The sequence below is a fragment of the Chloroflexota bacterium genome, from assembly GCA_016875875.1.
GTDB lineage: Bacteria > Chloroflexota > Dehalococcoidia > GIF9 > UBA5629 > 9FT-COMBO-48-23.
Window position 1 is genome coordinate 1 of sequence record VGOP01000004.1, and the last position, 25,562, is coordinate 25,562.

The following is a 25,562-nucleotide window of genomic DNA, read 5'->3' on the forward strand; positions in this document are numbered from 1 at the left end:
GTTTAACCGGGTAAGACCGCAAGTAGATAACTTGCTTGATAGGCGGCATGTGTAAGCAGGGTAACCTGTTGAGCTGAGCCGTACTAATGGTCGAGGTCTTTGACCTACATCAGGCTGAGCACAAAACTATTCACTACCCCCACAAGAATCTACGATTTTTGTGGGTATGCGACGCGGGGTGGAGCAGTGGTAGCTCGTCGGGCTCATAACCCGAAGGTCGTTGGTTCAAATCCAACCCCCGCTACCAACTCTTTGCAAAAGTTTGCAAATCGTAGCTAATTTTTCACCTGTTTTGTTCAGCCAGAACTTTCTCAAGTATACCTGTTATATCCTTGGAATCGAAGGGTTTGATTAGATACGGTCTCCCTGTTGAAGCAAGGAAATCATGGGTATCTGCTGTCATGACATCACCCGTGATGAACACGACCCTTTTTACCGAATTGGGATGTTTCTTTTTAATTGCCTCGTACAATTCCCTGCCACTCATCCCGGGCATTTTAAGGTCAAACAATAGCAGGTCGTAGACATTATTTGCCAGCTTATCCAAGGCATCCTTGCCATTGGATACGGCCTGCACCTGATAACCACTGGCTGAAAGATTTCGTGTCAGGACAGCGCGAATTGATGACTCATCTTCTGCAATCAGTATCTTACCCGTCATCTTACGCCGTGGGCGGCGACTCTTTTTCTTTGCAGGTTTCTCCTCTCTTATTACCGCTTGTTCTCCAGTTGCTATCGGCAACTCGATGATAAAGGTAGTTCCTTTACCCGGAGTGCTTTCGGCGTATATATTGCCACCGTGCTCAGTTATGATACCATGACAGACGCTTAAGCCCAGTCCGGAGCCACTACCCTCCGGCTTGGTGGTGAAAAACGGGTCAAATATTTTGATAATACTCTCCGGAGAAATCCCTGGGCCATTGTCAGTGATGGATATGCTTACACAGTCCTCGACAACATCTGTGGTCACCGTAATCTTGCCTCTACGTTTGGTCTCAGCTATAGCTTGCTGGGCATTAGCTATGATGTTCAATATGACCTGCTGGAGCTGATTATAATCAGCTAATATCAATGGTATGTCGGCTGCTAACTTAGCAGAAAGCCCGATATTGCTTGTCCTCAGCTTGTAGGCTTCCAATTCCAGAGTCCGCTCTATAAGTTCGTTTATGTCCACAAGGCTCTTTTCCGGCTTATACTGGCGGGCGAAGCGCAGCAGGTTCTGGACTATCCTGACCGTCCTCTGGCTTTCTTCGTAAATCTTCTGCAGGTCTTCCTTAATATTCTGGGGAACATCCTGCCTATCTGCCAGGAGTTGAGCATAACCTATTATGCCGGTGAGTGGATTATTTACCTCATGAGCCACACCGGCCACCAATTCGCCGACTGAAGCCAGCTTTGCGTTCACAAGTGCTTGTTGCTCCGCCTTTTTGCGCTCGGTGATGTCAGTCAGAAAGTTCAATGTAGCTGGTTTCCCCTCCCAGATTATGGAGACGGCGTTGATTTCCGCCCACTTGGTATTGCCTTCTTTATCGATAATCCTGAAGGGATAGATTTGAGGAAATACCTCACCTTGCAGCCTTCTCAGATATCGGTCAACCACCATATCCCGGTCATCGGGGTGTATAATATCGGCAAAAGGTACAGAGGCCAGTTCCTTTATTGAATAGCCGCTCAGTTCAGCAGTCTTGGGATTGGCGAACTTAAGTATACCGTCTTGAGCCACAATAATCGCCTCGTTCGCGTTTTCTACCAAAATGCGATATCTCTCTTCTGATTCCTGCAGCGTTGCCTCCGCTAATTTGCGCTCGGTGATGTCTTTAACTATTGCAAAGTAACCTATTACATTCCCTTCCTTATCTTTTACCCAAGAGGGGCTCACAATCACCGGAAAGCGCTGGCCGTTTTTTCTCATGAAAGTCAATTCGACATCTGCGAAGTCGCCTGCAAGAGTATTCTGGAAAGCCCTATCTATTTCTTCGTGTTTTTCTGGTGGCCAATAGGGGTGGGGTGGTCCAACTCCAACAAGCTCATCTTTTGGAAAGCCAGTCATCTCACACATGGCGTAGTTAACATTAATGTGAACGCCGTTGCTATCCAATACAGAGACACCATCTCTCGCCGAAGTGATGAGGCTCTCTGCGAACTCCTTTGCCTCCCTTAGCTCATCCTCCATCTGCTTGCGCTCGATGGCATAGCTTATAGCACGCCATAGTGCCAGACCACTTAGCAGCCTTTTGACTAAATAGTCCTGAGCGCCATGGCGCACTGCCTCAATGCCGACTCCCTCGTCATCAAGACCGGTAAGCACCACAATGGGTATACCTTTTATCCGAGTGAATGTTTTGTGGAGCGTGTCCAGCCCTTGGCTGTCTGGAAGACCAAGGTCCAGCAAGATAACATTGGGCTGCTGTTTAGCCACACACTCCAAACCTGTTGATAGCTGACCTACAGACTGGAGTTCCCAGGAGGCATCGGGCACCCCAGCTAGCATCTCCCGTATAAGGCGGATATCTCCAGGATTGTCTTCAATCAATAGTATCTTGATGGGCTGCGTACTCTTTTTAGTCGCTGCTATCATTTTTTCACCCCTCCTGACCGCCTATGCCGACTGTAGGCTATTACTGGTAGCTCAATAATTAGATTGGCTCCTTTACCCGGCTCGCTTTCAGCCCATATCTTGCCTTTGTGCTCGGTTATTATACCGTAACAGGCACTCAAGCCGAGTCCTGTTCCTTGACCCACCTCTCTGGTGGTAAAGAAGGGGTCGAATACGCGCTCCAGGTTTTTCTTAGGTATGCCCGGACCATTGTCTTTGAAGGATATACGGATGACATTATCTGCGTGCCCTGTTTTAATTAACAGTTTTCCACTATCACGGGCTGATTGCATTGCTGACTGGGCATTCATAATTAAGTTGAGAAATACCTGCTGGAGTTGACCTGGGTCGGCGATGGTCATGGGTAAGTCACCAGCAAGCTGTAGGCTAACTTTTATATTGTTGGCTGCCAGGGCATAGGCTTGTAGGTCGAGTGAGTTACGTATAAGTTCGTTAATATTGACGTATCTTTGCTCCGGTCTGGTCTGACGGGCGAAGGCGAGCAGTTTTTTTACAATGCCGGCTACCCGTTGAGCGCCTTCATTGATAATCTCTATATCGTGCCTAATATCCTCAGGTATATCTTCTCTGGCTAAAAGCAACTGCGCATAGCCGATAACGCCGGTCAGTGGGTTATTTATCTCATGGGCAACGCCAGAAGCCAGCTCGCCGATAGAAGCCAGGCGACTGGCAAGCTGAGCCTTCTGCTCGATTTTCCCTTTTTCCACTTCCATGCGTTTGCGCTCAATGGCGTAGCGCATAACGCGCCGCAGCAGCCTGACGTTTATATCGTCTTTTAATAGATAATCCTGAGCGCCCTTATGTACTGCCTCGCTGGCAATCGCCTCATCATCGAGTCCGGTAAGCACCACAATCGGCACTGTAGTTGTCTTGGAGCATATCTTGTCGAGTGTTTCCAGCCCCTGACTGTCAGGAAGGCCAAGGTCTAGCAAGATGATGTCAGGCTGTTGTTTAGCCACACACTCTAAACCTGTTGATAACTGACCTACAGACTCAAGCTCCCAGGAGGCATCGGGCATCTCGGCCAGCATCTCACGTATCAGGCGGACATCCCCCGTGTTGTCTTCTATTAGCAGTATTTTTCTTGGCTTATGGCTCATTTTCCCTTTGACTCTTTGGGTGGCAGTTTGACGATGGCCAGCCAGAAGTCTTCTATGGCTCTCACCACCTCGATGAAGCGGTCGAGGTCGAGTGGCTTGGTGATGTAGCAGTTGGCGTGTAGGTCATAGGTCTTGATGATGTCCTCCTCTGTTTTCGACACGGTCAGTATGACCACAGGGATGCGCCTCAGGGCATGGTCCTCTTTGATTTCAGCCAGCACCTCCCGGCCGTCTTTCTTGGGCAAGTTCAAATCAAGCAGGATGAGGTCAGGTCGGGCGGCATCGACGTACTTGCCTTCTCGCCGCAGAAAAGCCATTGCCTCCACACCATCGTTGACTACGTGGAGGCTGTTTAGCACCTTGCCGTCCTTTAGGGCTTCCTGTGTCAGGCGCACATCACCGGGGTTGTCCTCCACCAGTAGAATCTCGATAGGTTTGCCGCTTTTTCCTGTCATTACTGTTTATCTCCTTTCATTTCATTCGTCGCTCGTTGTCAGTCGCTCGTCGCTCGTTGCTCGTCGCTGGTCGAAGTTTATTGATGAGCGAAGCATGCGAGCCTCGCATCCTTCGTCATTGCGAGCGAAGCGTGGCAATCTCACAACTCCGGCCATAGGTCTTTCCACTCGCTGCTCATACTGTTGATCAGGTCCATTTTCTTCTGCCTCGACCCTGCCTTTATCTGCTTCTCTCTCAAAATAGCACCTTCAATAGCGTCAAATACTTCGTAGTATACCAACTTGGTTACGTTGTACCGCTTGGTGAAACCATCAATTAATTTCTCCCTATGCTCGTGAACCCGTTTCCTCAAGTCGCTGGTGATGCCCGTGTACAGTACTCTGTCGTCTATGTTTGTCATTATGTATACGTAGTAATTTTTACTCATGCCACCAAACGATAAGAGATTGCCACGTCGCCTGTGGCTCCTCGCAATGACAGGGCGAAGGCTGCCTGATTCCTTTTTGCCACACCTTCAAACCCCTATAGTCTTTTACTTTCATATCACGTCCTCTCACGAGCTACGAGCGACGAGTCCCGAATCCCGAGCGACACTTCTTTCGCCTTTCGCCTGAAGCGTAAAATAAAACGTGCTCCCTTTGTCCGGCTCTGACTCTATCCAGATGCGCCCGCCATGACGTTCCACAATCCTCTTGGCGATGGCAAGACCAGTGCCAGTACCGGTATACCCTTCACCATGCAGACGCTGAAAGATAATGAAAATACGGTCGAAATACTGTGGGTCGATGCCTATGCCATTGTCCTTTATCGAGAAGACCCATTTGTCTACATTTGTCTTGGCGGAGACGTGCACACGCGGCAGTCTCTTACCATGAAACTTGATGGCATTGCCGATGAGATTTTGGAATAGTTGCACCAGTTGTCCTTCATCTGCTATCACCGTGGGCAACGGGTCATGGCTCACTTTGGCTTTGTTCTCTTTGATAACCACGCTCAGATTAGCAATCGCAGCATCGAATACTGCCTCGCAGTCTGTGGGCTCAAGTGGCTTGCCGCGGGTGCCTACGCGAGAATAGGCTAGCAGGTCATTTATCAGGTTTTGCATCCGTTTGGCTCCGTCCACGGCATATCCGATAAATTCGTGGGCATCATCATCCAGCTTGTCCTTGTAGCGCTTTTCCAGCAGCTGAGTGTAGCTTGACACCATGCGCAGCGGCTCCTGAAGGTCGTGAGAGGCGACATAGGCAAACCGCTCCAGCTCGGTATTGGAGCGCTCAAGTTCTGTCATTGCTTTCCTCAAGTCTTCCTCTTTGCGCATGATCTCTGTAATATCCTTAAACGTCGCTATTATAGTGGCGGGGTTGCCCTCGGCATTTTTGACAAACGACATAGCGGAAGCTACAGGGACATTAGAGCCGTCCTTTTTGATGATACTGAAGGTGCTTGGGGGTGTGGTTTTTCCCTCCATGGCAGTAGCAAACACTGCCGCCATCTCTTCCAGGTCTTCAGGTTTAATCATCTTCAGCAGCAAGTCAGCGGCGTTTCCTCTCACAAGCTCACTCTCGCTATAGCCCGTCATCGCTTGGAATGGCGGATTAACTGCTGTTATTCCACCTGTCATGTCCAATGCAATAAGGCCATCGCCCATGGCGTCGACAATTGCCGCCCTTTCAGCTAGTACACTGGTTCGTTCCTCCTCGGCCTTCTTGCGGGCTCTCTCCTGCCTATCTCTCTCCAATCTGGCACCCAGAATAGGCCCTATTTGGTTACCCAAGGTTTCCAAAAACTGGACGTCCTCCTCGCTATAGTCGGTCGTCTTGTTTGCAATCTGGATAAGCCCAATGGCCTCTCCTTGATATATTACGGGCATGGAAATATACCTGGTAATAGGAATGTGGCCTTCTGGCGTACGTGTAGAGCGCTCATTTGTATAGTTTGTCTTTTTCTCTCTAATAGCCCGCGGCCATGAGCTATCCCCCCATGTCTCGCGGGGAAATACGAAGTCCTTCTGGGGTACCTGACACTGATCCCAGATGCCTCTGGTCATAGAGGGGGCGACAAGGGCTCCATCCTCTCTGATATACCCGAAAACCCCGTACTTGCTCTCCATAACTTGGAGAACGATCTGTAATACCTCCCCGTACATTTCATCGTCTGGGACGGCGAGGAAGACATTGGCAATCTGATGCCTTATGGCTAACTCCCGCTGCGACTGAATTAGCGCCTCCTCCATTCGCTTGCGCTCGGTGACATCACTGAACACGCCGTGCACCCCGATCACGCGGTCTTCAACGAAGATGGGTTTGTTGGAATTGCGCAGCCAGCGCATTTCGCCGGACTTGGTAAAAAAGCGAAGCTCATCAACCATAGCCTGACCAGAAAGGGTGCGCTGAAAAGTGTCAAAGGCGTGTGCCAGATCTTCCGGGTGTAGAAACTCGGCAAAGGTACGTCCCATGAGCTCTGAGGCGCTGTACCCCGTCATAGACTCTACGGCCGGGCTGAGATAGGTCAGCGCTCCGTTCTGGTCAACAGCGAAGACGACATCGGGTAAGTCCTCTACTAAGTCACGATATTTCTCCTCGCTTTCAAGCAATGCCTCTTCTGTCCACTTGCGCTCGGTGATGTCGCTGCAGGCGCCGATCATCTTGTAGGGTTGACCATTATCATCTCGCAGCGCCATACCCTGGTCTGTCCAGTAAAGGTAGGCGCCGTCCTTGCGCATGATACGATATTCTTCGTTGTAGGGCGTGCCTTTCTTCAGGTGGCCGTCCAGCGTGGCATTGACGCGGTCGACGTCGTCGGGGTGGATGGCCTTCTCCCAGGCATCTAGGATGCGGGGGAATTCACCTGTCTCATAGCCCAGTATCTCATCGATTCTGCCGTACCACTCCAGCCTTCCGCTGGGTATATCCCAGTCCCAGATGAGGTCACTGGCGCTGGCAGCAGCAACACGGAACCTCTCCTCGGATTCACGCAGTTCCTGTGTCCGCTCCTCGACCTTCTGCTCCAGTTCTGTGGCGTACTGGCGCAGTTGTGCTTCTTTGTCAGCCAGGGAAGCCGCCATTCGGTTGAACTCGGCGGCAAGTTGCCCGATTTCATCACCCGTCTTCATCTTAATGCGCTGAGTAAGGTCTCCGGCACCGAATGCCTCGACTGCTCTGGTGAGCCGGTCAAGTGGCACCGTAGTCTGTCGCGCCAGCACGACACCGACTATTCCAAGGAGAAAGATCGCGACTACGATTGTCAGCGCCATGTTTTGTGCCATCTGGTTAATCGGCGCAAAGGCCGTCTTGGTGGGTGTAACATAAACCACCGCCCATCCGGTGTCAGGCAACTGCATATAGGCTCCCAGTCTCTCATCCCGTTCTATTGAGTTGAAGTACTCTAGTGCGCCCTCTTTCCCTGCTAAGGCCAGGCTTACCGGTGGCAACGAGCTGAAGTCGGTCTGCTCTTTCACATACAAGGGGTGGGCTGTATCGGCGATAATCAGCCCTCGGCCGTCCGTGATGTAGCCCCACGACAACGGCGTCTCATCTTTCCAGGCACTTACGCCAACCTGGGAAATTTGTTCCAGTGCCAGGTGACCAGCGAGTACACCTGCAATTCGTCCGTCAGTTCCACGTACGGGTACTGCGATAACCACTGTTGGTTCCTGGTCGGCAGGGCAGATGACCAGGTCACTGATAACCGTTTTACCGGTGCTCATCAGCTCTTGATACCAGGCGTTGTAGGCGAGGTTGGTGTGTGACAGCTTGAGCTGTTCTTCATAGGGCTCCATCAGGTATACATCTCCATTGGCACGAAGCAATGAGATATGGCGGACAATCGCGGAATGCCGTAACAAATCGGCGGCGATTTCACGTTTGGTCACAACTGCATCAGCGGGCACACCGTGGAGCGATGGGTCGATAAGCGTATCTGAGAGGGGCACCGACATCTGAGGCATGTCAGCTATCATCTCCAGTTGTGAACGAGCACCCTCAAGATATAATCTTACGGCGCTGGCGTAGGTCTGGACATTGTTGATGTTAGCCGCAATCGTCTGGTCACGCAGCATATTACGGCCTATGAAATAGCCAGTCAGCCCTCCGACCAAGCCGGTAAGGATTATGGCCATAACAATCACCAGGGGCAACTTTAGTGCTAGGCTCATGCCACGCATTATCGCCTTCCCTTCTTTTTCCTCTCTAACTGCCGACTGTTGACTGAAGACTGTCGGCAGTCGCTAGTCGATAGTCAGCAGTCATTCAAGACCACTACTGTTATAATCCTAATTATCGCTCTCACTTTTATCTTTTCCCTCCTTATTGACTGTTGACTTTTGACTGTTAACTGCTGACTGTCGCAGATATTTGATAAAGCCATTTATGAGTTTGGCTGTTTCGCTGCTCAGTTCGTGTATCTGCTTGAATTGCCCGTTTGAAATATAGTCTAGGTCTTTGGCTATGTATAGCTGGCTTTGAACTTCAGCCACAGACCCGAGAGCCACGTGCAAAAACTGGATAAACTCCTTATCGGTCTGTCTGGCATAACCTTCAGCGATATTGCTCATTATTGACACAGAAGCTCGCCTTATCTGGTCTTTCAAGCTGTAGTCCTTGGCGAAATTTTCTCGGCATGTCATATTGTAAATCTGCTTTGCCACATCTCTTGCCTTTTGCCACGCCTTTATATCTTCAAACCTCTCAATCGCCGTCATCGTCCTCTACTCCGACTGCCGACTGCTGACTGCCGACTGCCGACTGTCGACTGTTGACGTCACGCATTATCGCTTTTCCTTCAGGACTTCGTTGAGCAGCGTCTCATCGTAAAGCTGGCTTGCCGGGATGGGTGACTTGAGCATGCTGGCGTTTATCATCACGGTCTGCATACTTTCCAGAAGAACCGGGTCGTTGCGTCCATCGGCCGAGAAACGCGGCATATTCATTTTCTTGGCTACCTCCGGACTGAGATTTAACCGTTTCGCCAGTATATCCCGGGCTTTTTCCGGGTTCTGGTCTATCCACTTGACGGCCTGTAACTGGGCGCGCAGGTAGGCTTTGACTACCTCAGGGTTGCTGCGGCAGAAATCAGCGCTGAAGGTGACCATGCTGTTTTCAATACGCTCAAAGGGTGGCCCGCCGATGACCCAGCCCAGTAGTTTGCCATCTTTTCGAAGAAGTGACTGTGTCAGCCACGGTTCTGGCATAAGGGCGGCAGCCACATTACCTCCAGCTACTGCCAGCCCCTGATTGGCGTAGGGGATTTCCACAAACTTGTGACCGGCAACGCCCTCAACTTGCAGACGCCCATTAACGGCTACGCTGGCTGGGCTCTTTATCAGTGGGACAGCGATGTATTGTCCTTTCAAATCTTGCCAGCTATTGATAGAGGAGGCTGCTAAGACACCAGCCAGTGGATGCTCAGGGTCGGCGAAAGCGTTAGCAGCCACAGGCACAATCTTCCCAGGAACCAAACCCTTTTCCGCTGCTGGAAGTACCGACATACTTCCCATGAGGTTGCCGCAGTTTACGGAGCCAGCTACTATTGCGTCGATGAGGGCACCTCCACCTGGGAATGCTTCCTCCTCGAACTGGAGGCCATTCTTAATGGCAAAGCCCTGTTCCTGCATGACAAAATAGGGCAGGGACTCGATTAAGGGAAAGAAGCCGATGCGGAGCTTGAACTGCTGCGCCGGTGACTTAGGCGTGCAGGCAACTAAAACAGCAATCGCCAACACTAGCACCACTGATATCACCGATATACTAGCTATTCTCTTCATCTTTCCCGCTCCTTTCTATCTTTTGACTGCTGACTACTTGAAGCACCTTGTCTTTCATAGCTGAAGGCAAGAAAACGAAGCCCGCAATAAACAACAAGGGGCACGAGACCTCTGCCCAAAATCGGCTCCACAGCTTTCTCGATGCCCCTCATTCTCAAATCTCTCCTCAGCCCTTTATTCCAAAATGTGTGAGATAACCTAGACAAATATCATATTCGTATAATTACATAATATACCCCCCCCAGGCTGTCAACAAATATCGAATATTACTCTCTAATACCTGCATTCAGCACATTCAAAATGTTATCTTAGCGAGTGGCAATTTATGTAGCAAAATCAGCAAGCAGCCAACCCGTCTAGATTTTAGAGTATGAGATGAGTAGCTGCTGCAAAATTGGAGTCAGTTGCCTCTTAGCAAACACGAGTTCGTAAACTGACCCCAATGGCCCACCCTAGGATATTCGAACCAAATCAGGCAAAGGTAAAGGTAGCTCTAAAAGTTCTATATATTAAACAACTTGGGCTACCAAGAAGTAAAGGGAAGCATGAATGCTTCCCTTCTTGTTTATGTATAGCTTGTTGACAACTCATGCTTTCCGTACAGGCCATCTCCAGGCATACCAGACGATGAGGGCAGTAACTACGACTGTTGAGAGATTAAGCAGCAATTGATGAACAGATGGCTGCGCCATGTGAATAGATGGCTGTGCCAACTGCTCAAATAACAGGTGAAAGATGTTGCCAACTGTAAATATTATGCCCAGAATGATATTTGCCCGGCGATTTGCCAAATCCTTCAAAGTCACAGAAAGGAAAGCCATAGTCAAGGGAATCAACCAGGCGAAGAATGCTGAGAATATAAACTCTCCTTCACTTATTTGTATCTTCCCGTCAGCTATTTGCTGAATAACGCCCGGTTCAAATATAGACAGCGCCATGTGCGCCGAATAAGCGACCGCCATAAAAAGCCACAGCACCGCAATCTTTATCTTCAAAGTCAGATATTCCATGGTCTATCGCCCCCTTTCTATTCGTGACTCGAGTCTATCCTTTTCCCTAGTTCGTGTCAACCCTCCCAGCCTTCGTGCTTTTCAAATCCAACCCCCGCTCTTACATAACACTGGAAGTTTTCAGACAACCTGGCTAAGGGACATCGGGCCTTGAAACATGGGCTAGGTATGGCTGGCATGATGAGACTAAGGGCTAGAACTCCAGCTTTTTCCTGGCAAAGAAACGTTCGATGGCACGGTCTAGCCTCTGCCTGACAGGCATGAGGATACCAACGACTACTCCTATTGAGACAAGATGAATATATATCGGTTGCTCACCTAGTAAGTCCCCGAGATACTTGGACAGAAGGTGCTCGGAACAGCTAAATATAAAGATGATAAGCGCCACCAATATTGAGTATATAGTTCCCTTTTTTATGATGACTGTTATATCAAGGAGCCGATGCATTATTATGGCTATGCCAATTAAGGCTGCAGCAATGTCGTTGAGAAGCATACAGGTGGGCATCAACCAAGGAATGTCGATGCCATAAAGTATGACCATTTTTGTCATAGCTAGATGGACTATTAAAAGGCTGATGAAGATATACAGTATATGGCGCTTTTTCAACGGCAATGTTTCCCGCCTGTAAGCGCGGAACAGGTACCAGAGTGCAGATATGCTAAAATAATAGAACATGGGGCCCAATATGAGGTTACCAATAAGGAGACTAGAGTCGGGCCGGTAGATGTTCCCCCAGCTATAGTTGTAAACGCCTATAATCTTGCCGCCCAGGCCAGAGACGCCAAGAATAAAGAGAATGGCAGAAACAACCCAGATAAAAATGGTACGCTTCCTTCTCGGCTGGTTGAGATAGCTACACGTAAAGTGGTAGATGACGGCAAACATAAAATTGAACGGTTGCCAGATTATATTGCCATAGATAACCAGCTCGTTAACATGGCTATTTCTTATCATGGACAGAGCTACGCCGAGGTCCCACAGAGCACACATGAAAAGAAAACCGCTAAAAAGGTAGTGATATTTTTGCCTTCCCCGTGAAAGGACAAGAAACAGCACGAATGCGTTTAAGAGAAAGCCAATAAATGATGTAATAGCGGTGACTAAAACAGTAGTGGAAGGCATTGGACTCTAATACCCAGATTCTACCTTCAAAACTATCGATTCCTTGAGCCTGGATCTCCTACATCAACTACCGTCTGCCATCTTAAGCCTCTAGTTGCTGAATGTCAATACTTGAGCAAAGGTTTCGGTCGGCAAAGCTGGCATTTGCAAAAGGGCGAACTTTAGCGTATAGTAGAAGTGGTGGTTTCAGTTTCGGTTATCACGTACTTAGTTAAATTAACTTAGATTTGTGCAATTTATCCAAGCTCCGGATGACCACAACTCTAGCCAACTATTTATAAGAGAGGAGGCCATCCAATGAGTTTCACAGACAAGTCAATCCTCTGTCCCGATTGCGGGACTACCTTCGCCTTCACTGCTGGGGAACAAGAGTTCTATGCGTCTAAAGGCCTTACCAACGACCCTAAGCGTTGTCCTTCATGCCGACAGGCTAAGAAACAACAGCGCAGCGGTTCACAAGGGGGCTGGGATAGCTACAGCAGCAAGGCCGAACTTAGTAGGGAATACTAGTTTGGCCTTGAGGACATACATAGGCTGGGAGTACCTGGCCTATGTATGTTACACAGCATGTTAATAGAAGGAGGAACAAAACATGAATATCTACGTGGGTAACTTATCATACAATACAACTGAAGAGGAATTGCGAAACGAATTTACAGCTTTTGGAGGAGTCACATCCGTAAGCATCATAAAGGACAAGTATAGCGGTCAATCTAAGGGATTTGCGTTTGTTGAAATGCCGGTATTGTCTGAAGGCCAGGCCGCAATTAAAGGCCTCCATGGGAAGATGCTAAATGACCGAGCACTCACTGTCAATGGAGCCCGTGAACGTTCCGAAAGCAGCGGCAGTAGATCCTATGGCGGCAGCAGGGGCGGAGGGTTTGGCGGCAGCAGGAGCGGAGGGTCTGGCGGAAGAGGCAGACAGAAAAGATACTAAACCGCCTGATCATCGTCTACATGCTTAAGACATGTAGTGTTGATACTTAGCATGCAAATGACCAAAGACGCGGGGCATAGTATAGTGTCAATGGTAGTGGCAAGATAATCGTGCCAAGATGAAGCGCTTTTATTCTTTTTTAATATGAAAGACAACAGTGACATACACTCTGAAGACATCCTCGGCATGAGGCCTGAAGTCGAGTCACTTAGACCTCCCGAGAGCACTTGGTATATTTTCCACGACGAGGAGACAGAAACAGAAGAAGATATTACCGAAATTGCCCCTTCTTGGGAAGGTGAAGAATCTGCTGACCTTGAAGAAGAGTGGGGAGATAAGATAGAAAGAGGAGCCAAGTCTGTGCTTGGGCTTGAAGTAGAGCCTGAGGAGCATATAGTTGATGACCCAGTTCTCATGTATCTCCGCGAGATCGGCAAAGTCTCGCTTCTCACCGCAAACGATGAGAAGGTATTAGCCAGTAAATTAGAAGATGCCAAGTATCTAGAAAGGATTGAAGGTCTTCGCTTTCAGCGCCATGGTAGATATCCCCTAGCGATTAGTACGACAATCTATTTGCTTCGTCATTTACTTGCGGCTCGGCCCATAGTTGATATTCTGGTCAAGCGCTTTGAGATTGCTACGACAGATGGCCTCATCCAGACAATTCGCGATCCCAAACTGCGGGCGGCCATCGACGGAGTAATCGACCCAGAACTAGTGAAAGCTATTACCGAAGCCAATGGCAAAAGCGCCTCAGAAGTCGGGCGGAGTTTGATAGACCTTTCGATAGATAGCCGGCTTTTGCCTTCGGAATTACTGGAGAGCATAGTAGACGGAACCTCTTGGAGTCAGATGGAATCTTTAGCCGCCGAGCCCGTTAATCTTGAATTACTTTCCAAGCTTCGTGCCAAGAGCCAGCAGCTTAAAACCCATTTTAGTGAGGTTAAAAGAACGGCAAGTGAAGCAGAGAAACAGCTTATTGAAGCAAATTTGCGCCTGGTTGTGAGCGTTGCCAAGAAATATGCTGGACACGGAATACCACTTTTGGACCTTATTCAGGAAGGCAACATTGGCCTATTTCGGGCTGTGGACAAATTCCAATACAGGAAAGGTTATAAATTCAGTACTTACGCTCATTGGTGGATTAGGCAAAGTATTACCCGATCTATCGCTGATCAAGCCCGTACTATTCGTATCCCAGTGCACATGGTAGAAATCATCAATAAGCTATTCAAGACCATCCGTTGTCTAGCTCAAGAGTATGGGCGTGAACCGAGTTATGAGGAAATTGGCAGAGCGATGGACATCCCTTCAGAAAAAGTAAGGGAGGTCTTGAAATTATCTAAAATGCCGCTATCTTTAGAGGCTCCTATTGGCGAAGATGGAGATAGCGATCTCGGCGATTTCGTTGAAGATCGATCTACCATACCGCCAGCCGAGGCTGCCTCACGAGAGCTACTTAAGGCGCAACTAAGTAAGGTGCTTTCTGAACTCAGTGACCGGGAGAGAAGGGTTTTACTGCTCAGGTTTGGTTTAGAGGATGATAGACCCCGAACTTTAGAAGAGGTGGGGAAAGAGTTTAACGTGACCCGAGAGCGAATCCGCCAGATCGAGGCTAAGGCATTACGCAAGTTGCGTCATCCCAGCCGTAGCCGGAAACTCAAAGACTACCTGGAGTAAGCTCGCAGGACTTTGCGGTGCACGATTAGTGCGGAGGTAAAGTAGCATACTTTTTGAGGGATAGTTGCCTTCAATTATCTCTAACATAGGCGAGGCTATAACGAACTACAGCACCTATTATTCCCAATCTAGCTCAAAGCCACCATTTGAGGACAGCTTCGAGCAAGCATCTGCCACCGTAGGGTCGTAGAGAACGCCTTTATTTCGTACGATTTCTCGTATTGCCCTTTCCATACCTAAGGCTGGGCGGTAAGGTCGGTGAGAAATCATGGACTCAACAACATCAGCTACACACAAAATCCTGGCTTCCAAAATTATGTCTTCGCCAGAAATACCGTTAGGATAACCGGAGCCATCTAACCTTTCATGGTGCTGAAGTATAGTTTCAGCTACTGGCCAGGGGAAATCCAGATTTTTCAGTACCTCGTAAGCCACCTGAGGATGAGTCTTGATGATGTTCAATTCCTCAGCGCTTAACTTGCCCGGCTTGCTGAGAATATCCCCGGGCACAGCTATTTTCCCGATATCATGGACTACACCTATTATGTGAATGCCATAAACTTGCTTGGCGGGAAGGCCCATCTTTCTGGCAATAGCACAGGCAAGCTGAGCTACCCTGCGCTGGTGACCAGCAGTATAAGGGTCCCTCTTCTCATACAAAGTAGCTATAGCCTCGACCGTTCCGTTAAGCACCTTCAGCAGACTTTCAAGGTTTTGTTCTATCAAGATTTGTGCCTCTTCGAAGCCACATCTCGAAATGAGGTAAGAAGCGACTTCGAGTCATATCGTCAGAAATGGACGGAATATAGGCTTGTCGTCGACAGGCTCGGGGCATGCGAAAATTTACACTCCTAATATAATAAACGATAGGAACAGGCAAAAAGTTTATCCGCTTAAGGGTTACGGCTCAACTGTCCAATATTTCGCTAAGCTTTTGCTCTACAGTTGACGGAAGATTGGCTTCAGACACAGCTCGCCCATCTAAAGACTCACCAGCTACTACCAGGCTTTGCTTCGCCTTGGCTCTAATCTCTTCTTTGTTGCCACAGGCACGTGGACAGCCACACAGAATTACCACTACATCAATATCATCTTCAGATAGAGGCACAAGCTGAAAATATCTTTGCTCCACGACCACCTTGGCTAGATGACGGGCTATCTTGGTCAAATCCACATGAGGATTACAGGAGCCACAATACTTCAGCGCTACCTTAACTTTGCGACTATCCTTTGACACTTCCACTAGCAGACGAGGAGAGGCTGTTCACCAATCTTGGCTAACTTCTCCGCCAAACGTTTTTTGCGCTCAAGGTTAGCCCGCCGCTCAATCATTATTCTCTGTGCTTGGGGTGAACCAGCACCGTGCATGGACTCGACCAGTGCTGTACCGCAAGTCATCGCCTCAAGAAGTCGAATAAGCCGCATCCTAGTCTCGGTAGGCACATCAGCAACACCCTTCATATACTTGTCCACATATTTACCTACCCGCTTGTCTTTCCAATCCATTTCCGACGGTGCCGTTGCCAACATGCCCCCAGTGATATCCTGAGCCAGCCTGGCGATTTCATAAATGTGGCGGGTTACATTCAACTTAGTGACATTTGCCAGGAGAGGGTCAGCCATGTATGAGCCGGCTGGTAAAGCATAACCCTGACAGGAACAGGCTATAGAGCAGCAGTAGAGCGTCTCCGTGAGGTGAACCATCTCCACCAGCTTATCTCTGACATGCGAAGCGCGGTCTGTGCCCTGGACTTGCGACAGGGCATACGTGGCACCAATGAGAGCGTCAGCCAGACCAGTTTTACAACCGCCGTAGTTCTGGCGATGGGCAGTAGCAAACCTCTCCACAAGCTCATAGGCAAACTCGTATTCACCACACATAAAGACGTGCTCCCAGGGAACGAAGGCCTTGTCAAAGACTATTAGAGCCTCACCACCCACAATGCCATATTCCGCATTACCCTGGTCAAGAAAGCAATTGCACTTCCGCGTATCGTTGGTCTGCCGCCCAAAGATATGGATTACCCCCGGAGCATCCACAGGCACATAAAAACAGACAGCATAATCAGCATCTTCCGCCTTCATAGCAGCCGTAGGCATGACCAGATGCCCATGGGAATTGACTGCACCGGTAATGTGGGCTTTGGCACCGCTGACCACAATACCATCCTTCTTCTTTTCCACCACGTGCACATACAGGTCAGGGTCTTTTTGCTGGCTCGGCGACAGACGGCGGTCGCCCTTTACATCGGTCATAGCGCCTGAAATCATCAGGTCTTTAGACTGCACTTCCTTGAGCAAGCTGACCAAACGCTTGTGGTAATCTGTCCCCATCTCCTGGTCTATGTCATAGGTAATAGAATAGACAGAATTAAGCCCATCATGGCCAACACATCTCTGGAAACAGCTACCCGTCTGCTGGCCGAGAGCACGCAGCATCTTCACCTTTTTCACCAGGTCATCGTGGCTATGATGGATGTGAGTATAGCGATTAATTTTCTCTCCAGTGAGATGTGAAGTAGCTGACAACAACTCTTCGAATTCAGGTGCCAATGCCATATCATAGGTCAGTGCTGCCGCATTTACATGCGGCACAAAAGCTGGGTGGTCGGCCACGCTTTCAATCTTCTCACCCAGGTAATATATCTCCGGCTTAAGCTTCCTAAGGCTTTCCCGATATTCTTTTCCTGTCATCATACTCATGTGTCACCTCCAAGAGTTTCTAAAATGAAGTAAACAACTGCCTTATATAGCACCTCGATTTTGAAAAGTCAACCATGCGCGTTAATATTAAGTCAACAGTCGAATATCATACTATATATGTATGCCAACACGCCAAAAAACAATACTTCAGTTGCCCTTGTAACATCAAGCTGAATACCTATACAATGTGACATTGAATATCCGTAAAGGGGGGAATATTTATGGACAGGGTTAAAAACAGCGTCGGTATCTGGGCCTTCGGTCCCAATGCAACCCGCTTCATGCCTTCAGGCTACCATCCAGAGTTAGTACAGGAAAATATGCCGGCTAAAGTACGAAGGGTCATTGATGGACTAGGTGAACTTGTGGATGGCTATGAATTTCACTACCCCGGTGAGGTCAACGAGGGAAATTTGGATGAGGTCATGAAAGCACTTGGCCAAGCTGACCTTTATGCCATTGCCTTAGGCCTGTTCTCCAACCCAAAATACGCCCTGGGTTCATTCATCAACCCCGATAAGCAAATTCGAAAAGAATCAGTAGAGATAGCCAAGAGAGGGGTTTCGCTGGCCGCGACTGTGGGCGCCAAATTTATAATCTGGCCGGGCGGTGAGGGCTACAACTATTCTTTCCAAGTTCTCTACAACAAGGTATGGGACCAGTTCATTTCAGCGATCGTGGAGATAGTGGCCTGGGCAAACGAACACGGAGTCGTGGTGCTGCTGGAACACAAGAATTCCGAACCGGCCATGAGGATACTGATGAGAGATATCGGCATGACCCTGCATGTTATCCACAAGGTCAAGGAGAGGGGTATACCTACCAATAACGTCAAGATAAATATGGACTGGCAGCACCTGATTATGAACGGAGAACCACTGGCTGAATATGCAGCGCTTCTGGCTAAGGAAAACCTCCTTGGGCATCAACATGGGAACTCCGGCTGGGGCGCTTTCGACGATGACAACATGGTGGGTGCTTCGTTCTTTATGCAGACTCTAGACCTAGCAGTGGAACTGCGTCGAGCCGGATACGGTAGAAACGGAGAGCGCATAGGGTTTGACCTTTTCCCCTACACGGAGAACCAGATTGAAGCAGTAAGTCGCAGCATCTACCACTGGGAATTTATTGACTCTATTGCGGCGAAAATCGACGACAAGGCCTTAAGACAAGTACAGGCAACACACGACGCCGTTGCCTCATACGAGATTGTTTTCAAGGCTTTGGGGCTCGACGACAAGTTCATCCAGGCAGTGTATGCAAGCCGCAAAAGGAAATAGAGGCAACAATCATGAAATATGTTCTGGGAATAGACATCGGCACCACAGGGGCAAAAGCTCTCCTTGTCTCTGAGACTGGTAATATAACTGCATCTGCCACTGTAAATTATCCCCTGCTTACTCCCAGGCCGAAATGGACAGAGCAAGCCCCACTAATATGGTGGGAGGCGACCGTTTCCGCAATCCGTACCTGCTTGGAGAAAGGACGCTCGGTCACCAATTCAAAAATCGAAGTGGTTGCCATCGGGCTTACCGGGCAGATGCACGGTTCGGTGTTCTTAGACAATCACGGCAAAGTGCTCCGCCCAGCAATACTATGGAACGACCAGCGTACCGAGTCCCAATGCCGCGAAATCACCGAGACCGTCGGTTTCAATAAATTGATTGAATTAACATTTAATAGAGCCTTGACTGGATTCACAGCCCCTAAGATACTATGGTTACGCCAGAACGAGCCAGAAATCTATGCACGCGTTTCTAATGTGCTGCTGCCAAAAGACTACATAAGATACAGAATGACTGGTGCGTTTGCCACGGAGGTCTCGGATGCATCGGGAACACTTCTCTTCAATGTAGCCGACCGAAGGTGGTCTGAGGAGATGTTAAAGGCATTGGATATACCCCGAGGATGGCTCCCCGACTGTTTCGAGTCACCGGAGATAAACAGCTACATAAGTAAAGAATCATCTAAGACTCTGGGATTAATCAAGGGGACGCCGGTTGTTGGCGGCGGTGGTGACCAGGCAGCAGGTGCTGTTGGTAATGGAATCGTTCGGGAAGGGCTGGCATCATGCGTAATCGGCACAAGCGGGGTTATATTCTGGCATGTAGACAAGCCAGCCTTTGACCCATTGGGGCGACTCCATTCGTTCTGCCACGCTGTGCCCGGCAAGTGGCACCTGATGGGCGTCACACTTTCCGCAGGAGGCGCATTACGCTGGTTCCGCGATGCGCTCTGCCATGACGAAATCAGAGAGGCAAAACTTAAGGGGATGAGTCCTTACGAAATTATCGACCAGAAAGCTGCCAGCGTGCCGGCCGGCTCAGAAGGTCTTGTCTTTCTGCCATACCTCGCCGGCGAGAGGACTCCTTACGCTGATGCCAACGCTCGGGGTGCGTTCCTCGGTCTCTCCCTCAGACACACGAAAGCGCACATGGCAAGGGCAGTCCTGGAAGGGGTTACCATGAGCCTAAAAGACTGCCTCGAACTGGGACGAGAACTCGGGGTCAGTACCACAAAAATCTATCTCTCAGGCGGCGGGGCGAAGAGTGTCTACTGGCAACAGCTAGCAGCAGATATCTTCGAAACTGAAGTGGTTCGAATAGGCGTTGATGAAGGCCCAGCTTATGGCGCCTCAATCTTGGCTGCTGTTGGGGTCGGTTTATTTAAATCCGTTGAAGAGGCCTGTGCTAACCTCATCCACACCGTTGATTCAAAGTCCCCTGATTCCACAAAGTCGCAGATATACCGCTACCTCTATGCGCTCTACCAGCCTCTTCCTAGAACTCTGAAAGACTTTTTCGACCGCGATGCTGCCTTTGTCGAAGGAACGCTTAAGTAAAAGAAAGGGTTGAAACAATGGAACTCTATCGTGATTCCTCCAAAAGCATTGATACCAGAACCAAAGACCTTATTTCCAAAATGACGCTCGATGAGAAGATAGCACAACTCGGTGGTATCTGGAGCTTCGAGATATTAGAGGCCGGGGAATTCTCTCCAAAAATGGCAGTATCACTTATCAAAAATGGCATCGGGCAGATATCCAGACCTGGAGTAGGCACCGCTTTGCCACCCGGGAAAATAGCGGCTTTCACAAATGAAGTTCAAAAATTCCTAATCGAGAAAACCAGACTTGGCATACCAGCCCTAATCCACGAGGAATGCCTGAACGGTTTTATGGCAAAAGAGGCAACTATATTTCCTCAGATAATTGGCATAGCTAGCACATGGGATCCAGAGTTGGTCGAAAGGATGACGGCCATAATCAAAACTCAAATGAGAGCCGTCGGGGTGCATCAGGGGCTTAGCCCCGTTTTAGATGTTGCCAGAGATCCGAGATGGGGAAGAGTTGAAGAAACCTTCGGAGAGGACCCTTGCCTTATAGCAAGGATGGGAACAGCATACGTAAAAGGACTTCAGGGTGATGATTTAACAAAGGGTGTCATCGCCACTTTAAAACATTTCGTCGGCTACGGATTGCCAGAGGGCGGATTGAACTGGGCACCTGCCCATATACCACCAAGAATGCTCAGGGAGGTCTACTTATATCCATTCAAAGAAGCTATCAAAAAGGGTAAGGCTTTGTCAGTCATGAATGCCTACCATGAGCTTGACGGTATCCCATGTGGTGCATCCCATGAGCTACTCACAGGCATTTTGCGTGAAGAGTGGGGATTTGAGGGGATTGTAGTTTCCGATTACTTTGCTATTGACAATTTGCAGAGCTATCATAAGATAGCTCCTGACAAAGCAAATGCCGCCAGGCTGGCTCTTACAGCCGGTATCGACATCGAGCTTCCTAAGTATAACTATTATGCTCAACCTTTGAAAGAACATGTCGAAAAGGGGCTGGTCTCGGAAGAACTGATTGACCAGGCCGTCTCAAGGGTACTGAGTCTTAAGTTCATGATGGGCCTTTTTGAAAATCCGTATGTTGATCCGAAAGGCATTACGAGGATTTTCGATACTTCAAACCATCGTGAGCTTGCTCTCGAAGCGGCACGGAAATCGCTCATTCTCCTGAAGAACGAGGGTAACATCCTCCCACTCAGCAAGGATATCAAAACCATCGCTGTAATAGGGCCTAACGCGGATAGTCAACGGAATCTCCTCGGGGACTATACTTACGCTGCCCATATTGGCATTATGGCGATGACAGCAAACGTGCTCGGTTCTCCTTTGCCAGAGGCAGACACCAAACCCGACCAGGTTACCGTTCCTGTAGGCACTATGTTGGAAGGAATTAAGTCAAGAGTCACTGCGAAGACCAAGGTCTTATATGCCAAGGGCTGTGAGGTAAGCGGTACTTCAAGGGACGGTTTTGAAGAAGCTATAAAAGCAGCACGACAGGCCGATGTGGCGGTGGTGGTAGTCGGAGGAAAATCTGGGCTGACCCCAGATTGTACCTGCGGCGAAATGAGAGACAGTGCTGAGCTGCGCCTTCCAGGTGTGCAAGATGACCTCGTGAGAACCATCTATGAGACGGGTACTCCTATCGTGCTCATTCTCGCAGACGGCAGACCGCTTGCCCTTGGATGGATTATAGAAAAGATACCAGCTATTATCGAAGCCTGGCTGCCTGGGGAAGAGGGCGGCAATGCGATTGCCGATGTCCTTTTTGGCGATTACAATCCAAGCGGCAAACTGCCGATATCGTTCCCCGAAAAAGTGGGGCAGGTTCCAGCCTATTATGGCCACAAGCCATCCGGCGCCAGGTCTCAACTCTGGGGAAATTATATTGACGCAAGCACCAGCCCCATTTTTGAATTTGGCTATGGCATGAGCTACACTACCTTCGAGTTCAGCAACCTCAGAATAGAGCCAAAGCAAGTATCACCAACTGGCGAAATCTCAATAAAGGTTGATGTCAAGAATACCGGAACCAGGGTCGGCGAAGAGGTAGTCCAACTCTACACCAACGACGTGGTCGCCAGCATTACCAGACCTGTCAAAGAACTGAAAGGTTTCAAACGAATCGCCCTTGAACCTAATGAGAGCAAGACGGTGGAATTTGAGCTGCCTGTAGAAAGTCTTAGTTTCTATAACAAAGATATGCAGTTCATTGTCGAGCTGGGCGTTTTCACAGTGGGGGTAGGACGTTCCTCCAAGGATATTCTGCTATTGGGAGAATTTGAAGTGGTGGCATGAGCGGGCCAATCTTTTACTACCTGGTAGTTCTGGGCATAGCACTACTCCTGTCCTCGGGACTGGTTCTATATCTGCGTTGGCAGGAAAACAGGTGGTGGGTCTTAGCCCTGGGAATCGGTGCCGCCCTGGTTCTCTATATCTTAGCCGGGGGCAGCCTAAGGGTAGCTCAAAGTTTCTACTGGGTTAATAAAAACCCCGATGTTTACGCTGAAGGCAGAATTGTTGACGGAATAGTCGACGGGGAAACCAGAATCAACCCGGAGGTAGTGGAACGAAGCAGCTACCAGACGCTTACCCTCACCTTCCGTGTCGGAGAATACGGCATTAAAGAAATGGGCGGCATCATCCTCCGCCTGGGCAAAATTATCCCTGTAGGTGGTAAGCCGCAGTTCTATGATTGTTTCTATCAGGATATGTGGGAGCAGACCCTCCAGATAAGCAAGCCTTCTCAGCAAGGATATGCGACTGTCAGAGCACCCGATGGGGCTAAGATATCTCTAAGTAAGCCTTCAGCCCCACCTTACAATAACTTTTTGCTCAACACCTTCGCCATAGATGCTGCCAGGCACAGGAAAGACCCTTCTGCCCCGATATACTACCCTCTCAATGTGGCGCGACGCCACGAGATACATCTGAAGTTGGTGAAGGGGTCTCTAAAATCAGGAGACCGAATAGAGCTGGTGCTGGGCGATACTTCCAATGGTGGCTCGGGTTGGAAAATGCCGGATGGCGAGGCGGATGTGGACTTTGTCTTCTACGTTGACCAAGACGGAGACGGCTTCTATCGTATGGTTTCTTCCTATGCCACACTCGAGGTTGGTGGACGACAGATGGCCTCACTGGAGGTTCTGGCTCCCAGCACTCCTTCGCTGCAAAATGACTTTCCCATCGTGGTCAAAGCCCTAGACAAAGATGGTTTCCTCTCCATGTTATACGGTGGCACCATAACTTTCTCGCCCCAACAAGGACTGGAATTTGCCACAGAGAGCTACACCTTTTCCCCATCAGACCGAGGAGTAGCCAAAATACAGGCTCGGGTCACATCTCCAGACACTTACCGCATCAAAGTCCGAGACGACGCCACTGGCCAAATATACGCCAGCAACCCGATATTAGTAGACCCGGCTGCAGAAAAACATATCTATTGGGGTGACCTACATCAGCATACCACCCTGGGAAAAGATGCCAACCGCACCCCACAATATGTCTATGAACGAAACCGCCGAATAGACCGCTTTGATTTCGCCTCAATAAGTATCCACGACCTCTTCGACTACTGGGGGCTTTCCCCCAGCCCAGAGGAGTGGCAACACTTATTAGACTTAAATGAGAAATACAACGTACCGGGAGAGTTCGTCACTTTTGATGGCTTCGAGTGGACTGACTATTATCAAGGCCACCGCAATATTTACTACGCCGAGGGAGAAGACCCCATTTTGGTTTCTCGCCGAGATGCCGCTACCCCTGAGAACCTGCGGCAAGCACTAGAAAGCCGGCGTTACCTAGTTATACCTCACCACACTGCCTGGCGCCTTCTCTATGCCAGCGTCCCTTACAACTGGGGCCCCGCTGACTGGGAACAGCTACGGCTGGTAGAGATATTCTCCAAACACGGGAGCAGCGATTACTTCGACAGTCCTTATCCTATCCACCACGATATCACTCCATTATTCACCTACCTATATGGGGAAAGGAGTCACAGAGCTTACGAGGGCACCGGCTCATATGTCAGGGAGGCTCTGGCTAAGGGATACCGGCTTGGCTTCACTGCCGGCGGTGACAACCACTGGGCAAGGGGAGGTAAGTCCTTCGGCACGCGCATCACCAAAGATTACCAGCCCGGCCTGCAGGCTATTTTTGCCACCAACCTCACCCGAGAAAGCCTCTTTGATGCCATGTGGCAACGCCATACCTATGCCACAACAGGATCCCGCATAGTCGTTGACTTCCAGGTCAATGGTTACCCAATGGGTTCGGAAATATTCAGCGATGACACCACTGTCACCATATATTGCTCGGTAAAGGCTACAGCACCGTTGAAGTGCGTGGAGATGTGGAAATATTCCAGCTCCAAGGGATATGAGCTGTTCTCTCTAGATGGAAAAGGGCAATCCGATTTGGAGACCGAGTTCAAAGACGAAGCATTCGACGAAAGCTCATTCTATTTTGCCCGTATAGTCCAAACAGATGGCCACTTAGCCTGGGCCAGCCCGGTATGGGTTGATAAATAAAAGTATCTAAACAGCACCACACCTGCGATTAACTTCAGGCCTCTGCCTCACCGACAAATATCAGACTTTCCGCCGCGGCAATCTAGTCAATAAAGACCATTCTTTTTCAAACACGTATTTCCAGATTACAGCTGCTATAATACCGCCTACTATGGGAGCTACCCAGAAGAGCCAGAGTTGGGAAAGTGCCGCGCCGCCAACGAAAACCGCCGGGCCTAAACTTCTTGCTGGATTGACCGATGTTCCGGTTATCGGAATTCCTACCAAGTGTATCAGCACCAGGGACAAGCCAATTGACAGACCGGCAAAGCCCTTAGGTGACTCCTTGCTCGTGGAGCCGAAAATCACAAACAGGAACAATGCGGTTAGAACAATTTCTGTCAAACAACATGCAGCCAAAGAATAGCCACCAGGGGAATTAGCTCCAAAGCCATTCTGCCCTAGCCCATTTACCGCCAACGAGTAGCTAGGTATGCCTTTTGCGATTGCCAAGAGAATACCGGCGGCGATTATGGCACCAATGCATTGAGCAATGATGTAAAACACTGTGTCTTTCCAATTCATCTTGCGGGCAGTGAGCATGGCAATGCTTATAGCTGGATTGATGTGGCACCCAGATATACTCCCAATCGCGTAGACCATGGCCAGCACCGTCAAGCCGAATGCAAATGATATCCCAAGGAACCCAATATGCTGACCTGCAATCACGGCACTCCCACACCCTACGAGAACCAAAGCAAACGTCCCTATTAGCTCAGCTACATACTTCTTCATGCGTACCTCCTTATTTTTA

20 protein-coding genes, 1 tRNA gene and 1 other annotated feature are annotated in these 25,562 nt (G+C 49.3%); of the genes, 8 read left to right on the plus strand and 13 right to left on the minus strand.

The genetic code is table 11. From position 1 onward, the window contains the following. Positions 1-2: 2 nt before the first annotated feature. Positions 3-106, plus strand: a sequence feature (possible 23S ribosomal RNA but 16S or 23S rRNA prediction is too short). Between the two features lie 66 nt (positions 107-172). Beyond that, a tRNA-Met gene (locus FJ023_03915) sits at positions 173-247 on the plus strand. A gap of 36 nt (positions 248-283) precedes the next feature. On the opposite strand, the gene FJ023_03920 is transcribed toward FJ023_03915, so the two are convergent. From FJ023_03920 to FJ023_03960, 9 genes are all read right to left on the minus strand, one after another. Continuing rightward, positions 284-2,578 (minus strand): PAS domain S-box protein, encoded by a 2,295-nt coding sequence (locus tag FJ023_03920; protein ID MBM4446484.1) that lies wholly within the window; start codon positions 2,576-2,578, stop codon positions 284-286. Then, positions 2,575-3,717, minus strand: coding sequence for a response regulator (locus tag FJ023_03925; protein ID MBM4446485.1), 1,143 nt, complete (start codon positions 3,715-3,717; stop codon positions 2,575-2,577). Before FJ023_03925 ends, FJ023_03920 begins: the two co-directional genes overlap by 4 nt. Beyond that, positions 3,714-4,172 (minus strand): response regulator, encoded by a 459-nt coding sequence (locus FJ023_03930; GenBank protein MBM4446486.1) that lies wholly within the window; start codon positions 4,170-4,172, stop codon positions 3,714-3,716. The genes FJ023_03925 and FJ023_03930 overlap by 4 nt, the downstream gene beginning before the upstream one ends. Positions 4,173-4,312: 140 nt before the next feature. After that, a complete protein-coding gene (locus FJ023_03935; GenBank protein MBM4446487.1) occupies positions 4,313-4,573 on the minus strand; it encodes a GIY-YIG nuclease family protein in 261 nt (86 codons plus the stop codon). Between the two features lie 153 nt (positions 4,574-4,726). Then, on the minus strand, positions 4,727-8,335 hold the full coding sequence (locus FJ023_03940; GenBank protein ID MBM4446488.1) for a PAS domain S-box protein: 3,609 nt from the start codon (positions 8,333-8,335) through the stop codon (positions 4,727-4,729). A 108-nt stretch (positions 8,336-8,443) separates the two neighbouring features. Next, positions 8,444-8,872: a four helix bundle protein gene (locus FJ023_03945; protein MBM4446489.1), complete on the minus strand. Its 429-nt coding sequence runs from the start codon at positions 8,870-8,872 to the stop codon at positions 8,444-8,446. Between the two features lie 66 nt (positions 8,873-8,938). Continuing rightward, complete coding sequence (locus tag FJ023_03950; GenBank protein MBM4446490.1) at positions 8,939-9,934, minus strand: ABC transporter substrate-binding protein; 996 nt, start codon at positions 9,932-9,934, stop codon at positions 8,939-8,941. A gap of 587 nt (positions 9,935-10,521) precedes the next feature. After that, positions 10,522-10,944, minus strand: a complete 423-nt coding sequence (locus tag FJ023_03955; GenBank protein ID MBM4446491.1) for a hypothetical protein — start codon at positions 10,942-10,944, stop codon at positions 10,522-10,524. Positions 10,945-11,137: 193 nt separating this feature from the next. Beyond that, positions 11,138-12,070: a hypothetical protein gene (locus FJ023_03960; GenBank protein ID MBM4446492.1), complete on the minus strand. Its 933-nt coding sequence runs from the start codon at positions 12,068-12,070 to the stop codon at positions 11,138-11,140. Between the two features lie 297 nt (positions 12,071-12,367). Here FJ023_03960 and FJ023_03965 point away from each other — a divergent pair, with 297 nt between their 5' ends. From FJ023_03965 to rpoD, 3 genes are all read left to right on the plus strand, one after another. Continuing rightward, positions 12,368-12,580, plus strand: a complete 213-nt coding sequence (locus FJ023_03965) for a hypothetical protein (protein ID MBM4446493.1) — start codon at positions 12,368-12,370, stop codon at positions 12,578-12,580. An 82-nt stretch (positions 12,581-12,662) separates the two neighbouring features. Then, a complete protein-coding gene (locus FJ023_03970; GenBank protein ID MBM4446494.1) occupies positions 12,663-13,007 on the plus strand; it encodes an RNA-binding protein in 345 nt (114 codons plus the stop codon). A 414-nt stretch (positions 13,008-13,421) separates the two neighbouring features. Then, complete coding sequence (gene rpoD, locus FJ023_03975; protein ID MBM4446495.1) at positions 13,422-14,687, plus strand: RNA polymerase sigma factor RpoD; 1,266 nt, start codon at positions 13,422-13,424, stop codon at positions 14,685-14,687. Positions 14,688-14,804: 117 nt separating this feature from the next. Here rpoD and FJ023_03980 read toward each other — a convergent pair whose 3' ends face one another. From FJ023_03980 to FJ023_03990, 3 genes are all read right to left on the minus strand, one after another. Continuing rightward, positions 14,805-15,446 (minus strand): HD-GYP domain-containing protein, encoded by a 642-nt coding sequence (locus FJ023_03980; protein MBM4446496.1) that lies wholly within the window; start codon positions 15,444-15,446, stop codon positions 14,805-14,807. A 148-nt stretch (positions 15,447-15,594) separates the two neighbouring features. After that, positions 15,595-15,924: a hypothetical protein gene (locus FJ023_03985; GenBank protein ID MBM4446497.1), complete on the minus strand. Its 330-nt coding sequence runs from the start codon at positions 15,922-15,924 to the stop codon at positions 15,595-15,597. A 5-nt stretch (positions 15,925-15,929) separates the two neighbouring features. Further along, positions 15,930-17,390, minus strand: coding sequence for a 4-hydroxybutyryl-CoA dehydratase (locus tag FJ023_03990; GenBank protein ID MBM4446498.1), 1,461 nt, complete (start codon positions 17,388-17,390; stop codon positions 15,930-15,932). Between the two features lie 221 nt (positions 17,391-17,611). Here FJ023_03990 and FJ023_03995 point away from each other — a divergent pair, with 221 nt between their 5' ends. The 4 genes from FJ023_03995 to FJ023_04010 are packed head-to-tail and all read left to right on the plus strand — an operon-like array spanning position 17,612 to position 24,769. Beyond that, entirely contained in the window at positions 17,612-18,670 is a 1,059-nt protein-coding gene (locus tag FJ023_03995; GenBank protein MBM4446499.1) for a TIM barrel protein, read from the plus strand. An 11-nt stretch (positions 18,671-18,681) separates the two neighbouring features. Further along, the gene (gene xylB / locus FJ023_04000; protein ID MBM4446500.1) at positions 18,682-20,232 is read left to right on the plus strand and encodes a xylulokinase; all 1,551 of its coding nucleotides are present in this window, start codon (positions 18,682-18,684) and stop codon (positions 20,230-20,232) included. Positions 20,233-20,249: 17 nt separating this feature from the next. Further along, positions 20,250-22,538, plus strand: coding sequence for a beta-glucosidase (locus tag FJ023_04005; protein ID MBM4446501.1), 2,289 nt, complete (start codon positions 20,250-20,252; stop codon positions 22,536-22,538). Further along, entirely contained in the window at positions 22,535-24,769 is a 2,235-nt protein-coding gene (locus tag FJ023_04010; protein MBM4446502.1) for a DUF3604 domain-containing protein, read from the plus strand. The genes FJ023_04005 and FJ023_04010 overlap by 4 nt, the downstream gene beginning before the upstream one ends. 60 nt (positions 24,770-24,829) lie before the next feature. Here the strand turns inward: FJ023_04010 and aqpZ are convergent, their stop codons facing one another. Then, positions 24,830-25,543 (minus strand): aquaporin Z, encoded by a 714-nt coding sequence (aqpZ, locus tag FJ023_04015; protein ID MBM4446503.1) that lies wholly within the window; start codon positions 25,541-25,543, stop codon positions 24,830-24,832. Between the last annotated feature and the right edge of the window lie 19 nt (positions 25,544-25,562).

Bases quoted from the DNA above. Each gene is read 5' to 3' on its own strand.
- rpoD (MBM4446495.1), top strand. From the start codon at position 13,422: ATGTATCTCCGCGAGATCGGCAAAGTCTCGCTTCTCACCGCAAACGAT.
- FJ023_03955 (MBM4446491.1), bottom strand. From the start codon at position 10,944: ATGGAATATCTGACTTTGAAGATAAAGATTGCGGTGCTGTGGCTTTTT.
- FJ023_04010 (MBM4446502.1), top strand. From the start codon at position 22,535: ATGAGCGGGCCAATCTTTTACTACCTGGTAGTTCTGGGCATAGCACTA.
- FJ023_03920 (MBM4446484.1), bottom strand. From the start codon at position 2,578: ATGATAGCAGCGACTAAAAAGAGTACGCAGCCCATCAAGATACTATTG.
- FJ023_03995 (MBM4446499.1), top strand. From the start codon at position 17,612: ATGGACAGGGTTAAAAACAGCGTCGGTATCTGGGCCTTCGGTCCCAAT.
- FJ023_03930 (MBM4446486.1), bottom strand. From the start codon at position 4,172: ATGACAGGAAAAAGCGGCAAACCTATCGAGATTCTACTGGTGGAGGAC.
- FJ023_03940 (MBM4446488.1), bottom strand. From the start codon at position 8,335: ATGCGTGGCATGAGCCTAGCACTAAAGTTGCCCCTGGTGATTGTTATG.
- FJ023_03990 (MBM4446498.1), bottom strand. From the start codon at position 17,390: ATGAGTATGATGACAGGAAAAGAATATCGGGAAAGCCTTAGGAAGCTT.
- FJ023_03945 (MBM4446489.1), bottom strand. From the start codon at position 8,872: ATGACGGCGATTGAGAGGTTTGAAGATATAAAGGCGTGGCAAAAGGCA.
- FJ023_03960 (MBM4446492.1), bottom strand. From the start codon at position 12,070: ATGCCTTCCACTACTGTTTTAGTCACCGCTATTACATCATTTATTGGC.
- FJ023_03935 (MBM4446487.1), bottom strand. From the start codon at position 4,573: ATGACAAACATAGACGACAGAGTACTGTACACGGGCATCACCAGCGAC.
- xylB (MBM4446500.1), top strand. From the start codon at position 18,682: ATGAAATATGTTCTGGGAATAGACATCGGCACCACAGGGGCAAAAGCT.
- FJ023_03970 (MBM4446494.1), top strand. From the start codon at position 12,663: ATGAATATCTACGTGGGTAACTTATCATACAATACAACTGAAGAGGAA.
- FJ023_03950 (MBM4446490.1), bottom strand. From the start codon at position 9,934: ATGAAGAGAATAGCTAGTATATCGGTGATATCAGTGGTGCTAGTGTTG.
- aqpZ (MBM4446503.1), bottom strand. From the start codon at position 25,543: ATGAAGAAGTATGTAGCTGAGCTAATAGGGACGTTTGCTTTGGTTCTC.
- FJ023_03925 (MBM4446485.1), bottom strand. From the start codon at position 3,717: ATGAGCCATAAGCCAAGAAAAATACTGCTAATAGAAGACAACACGGGG.
- FJ023_04005 (MBM4446501.1), top strand. From the start codon at position 20,250: ATGGAACTCTATCGTGATTCCTCCAAAAGCATTGATACCAGAACCAAA.
- FJ023_03965 (MBM4446493.1), top strand. From the start codon at position 12,368: ATGAGTTTCACAGACAAGTCAATCCTCTGTCCCGATTGCGGGACTACC.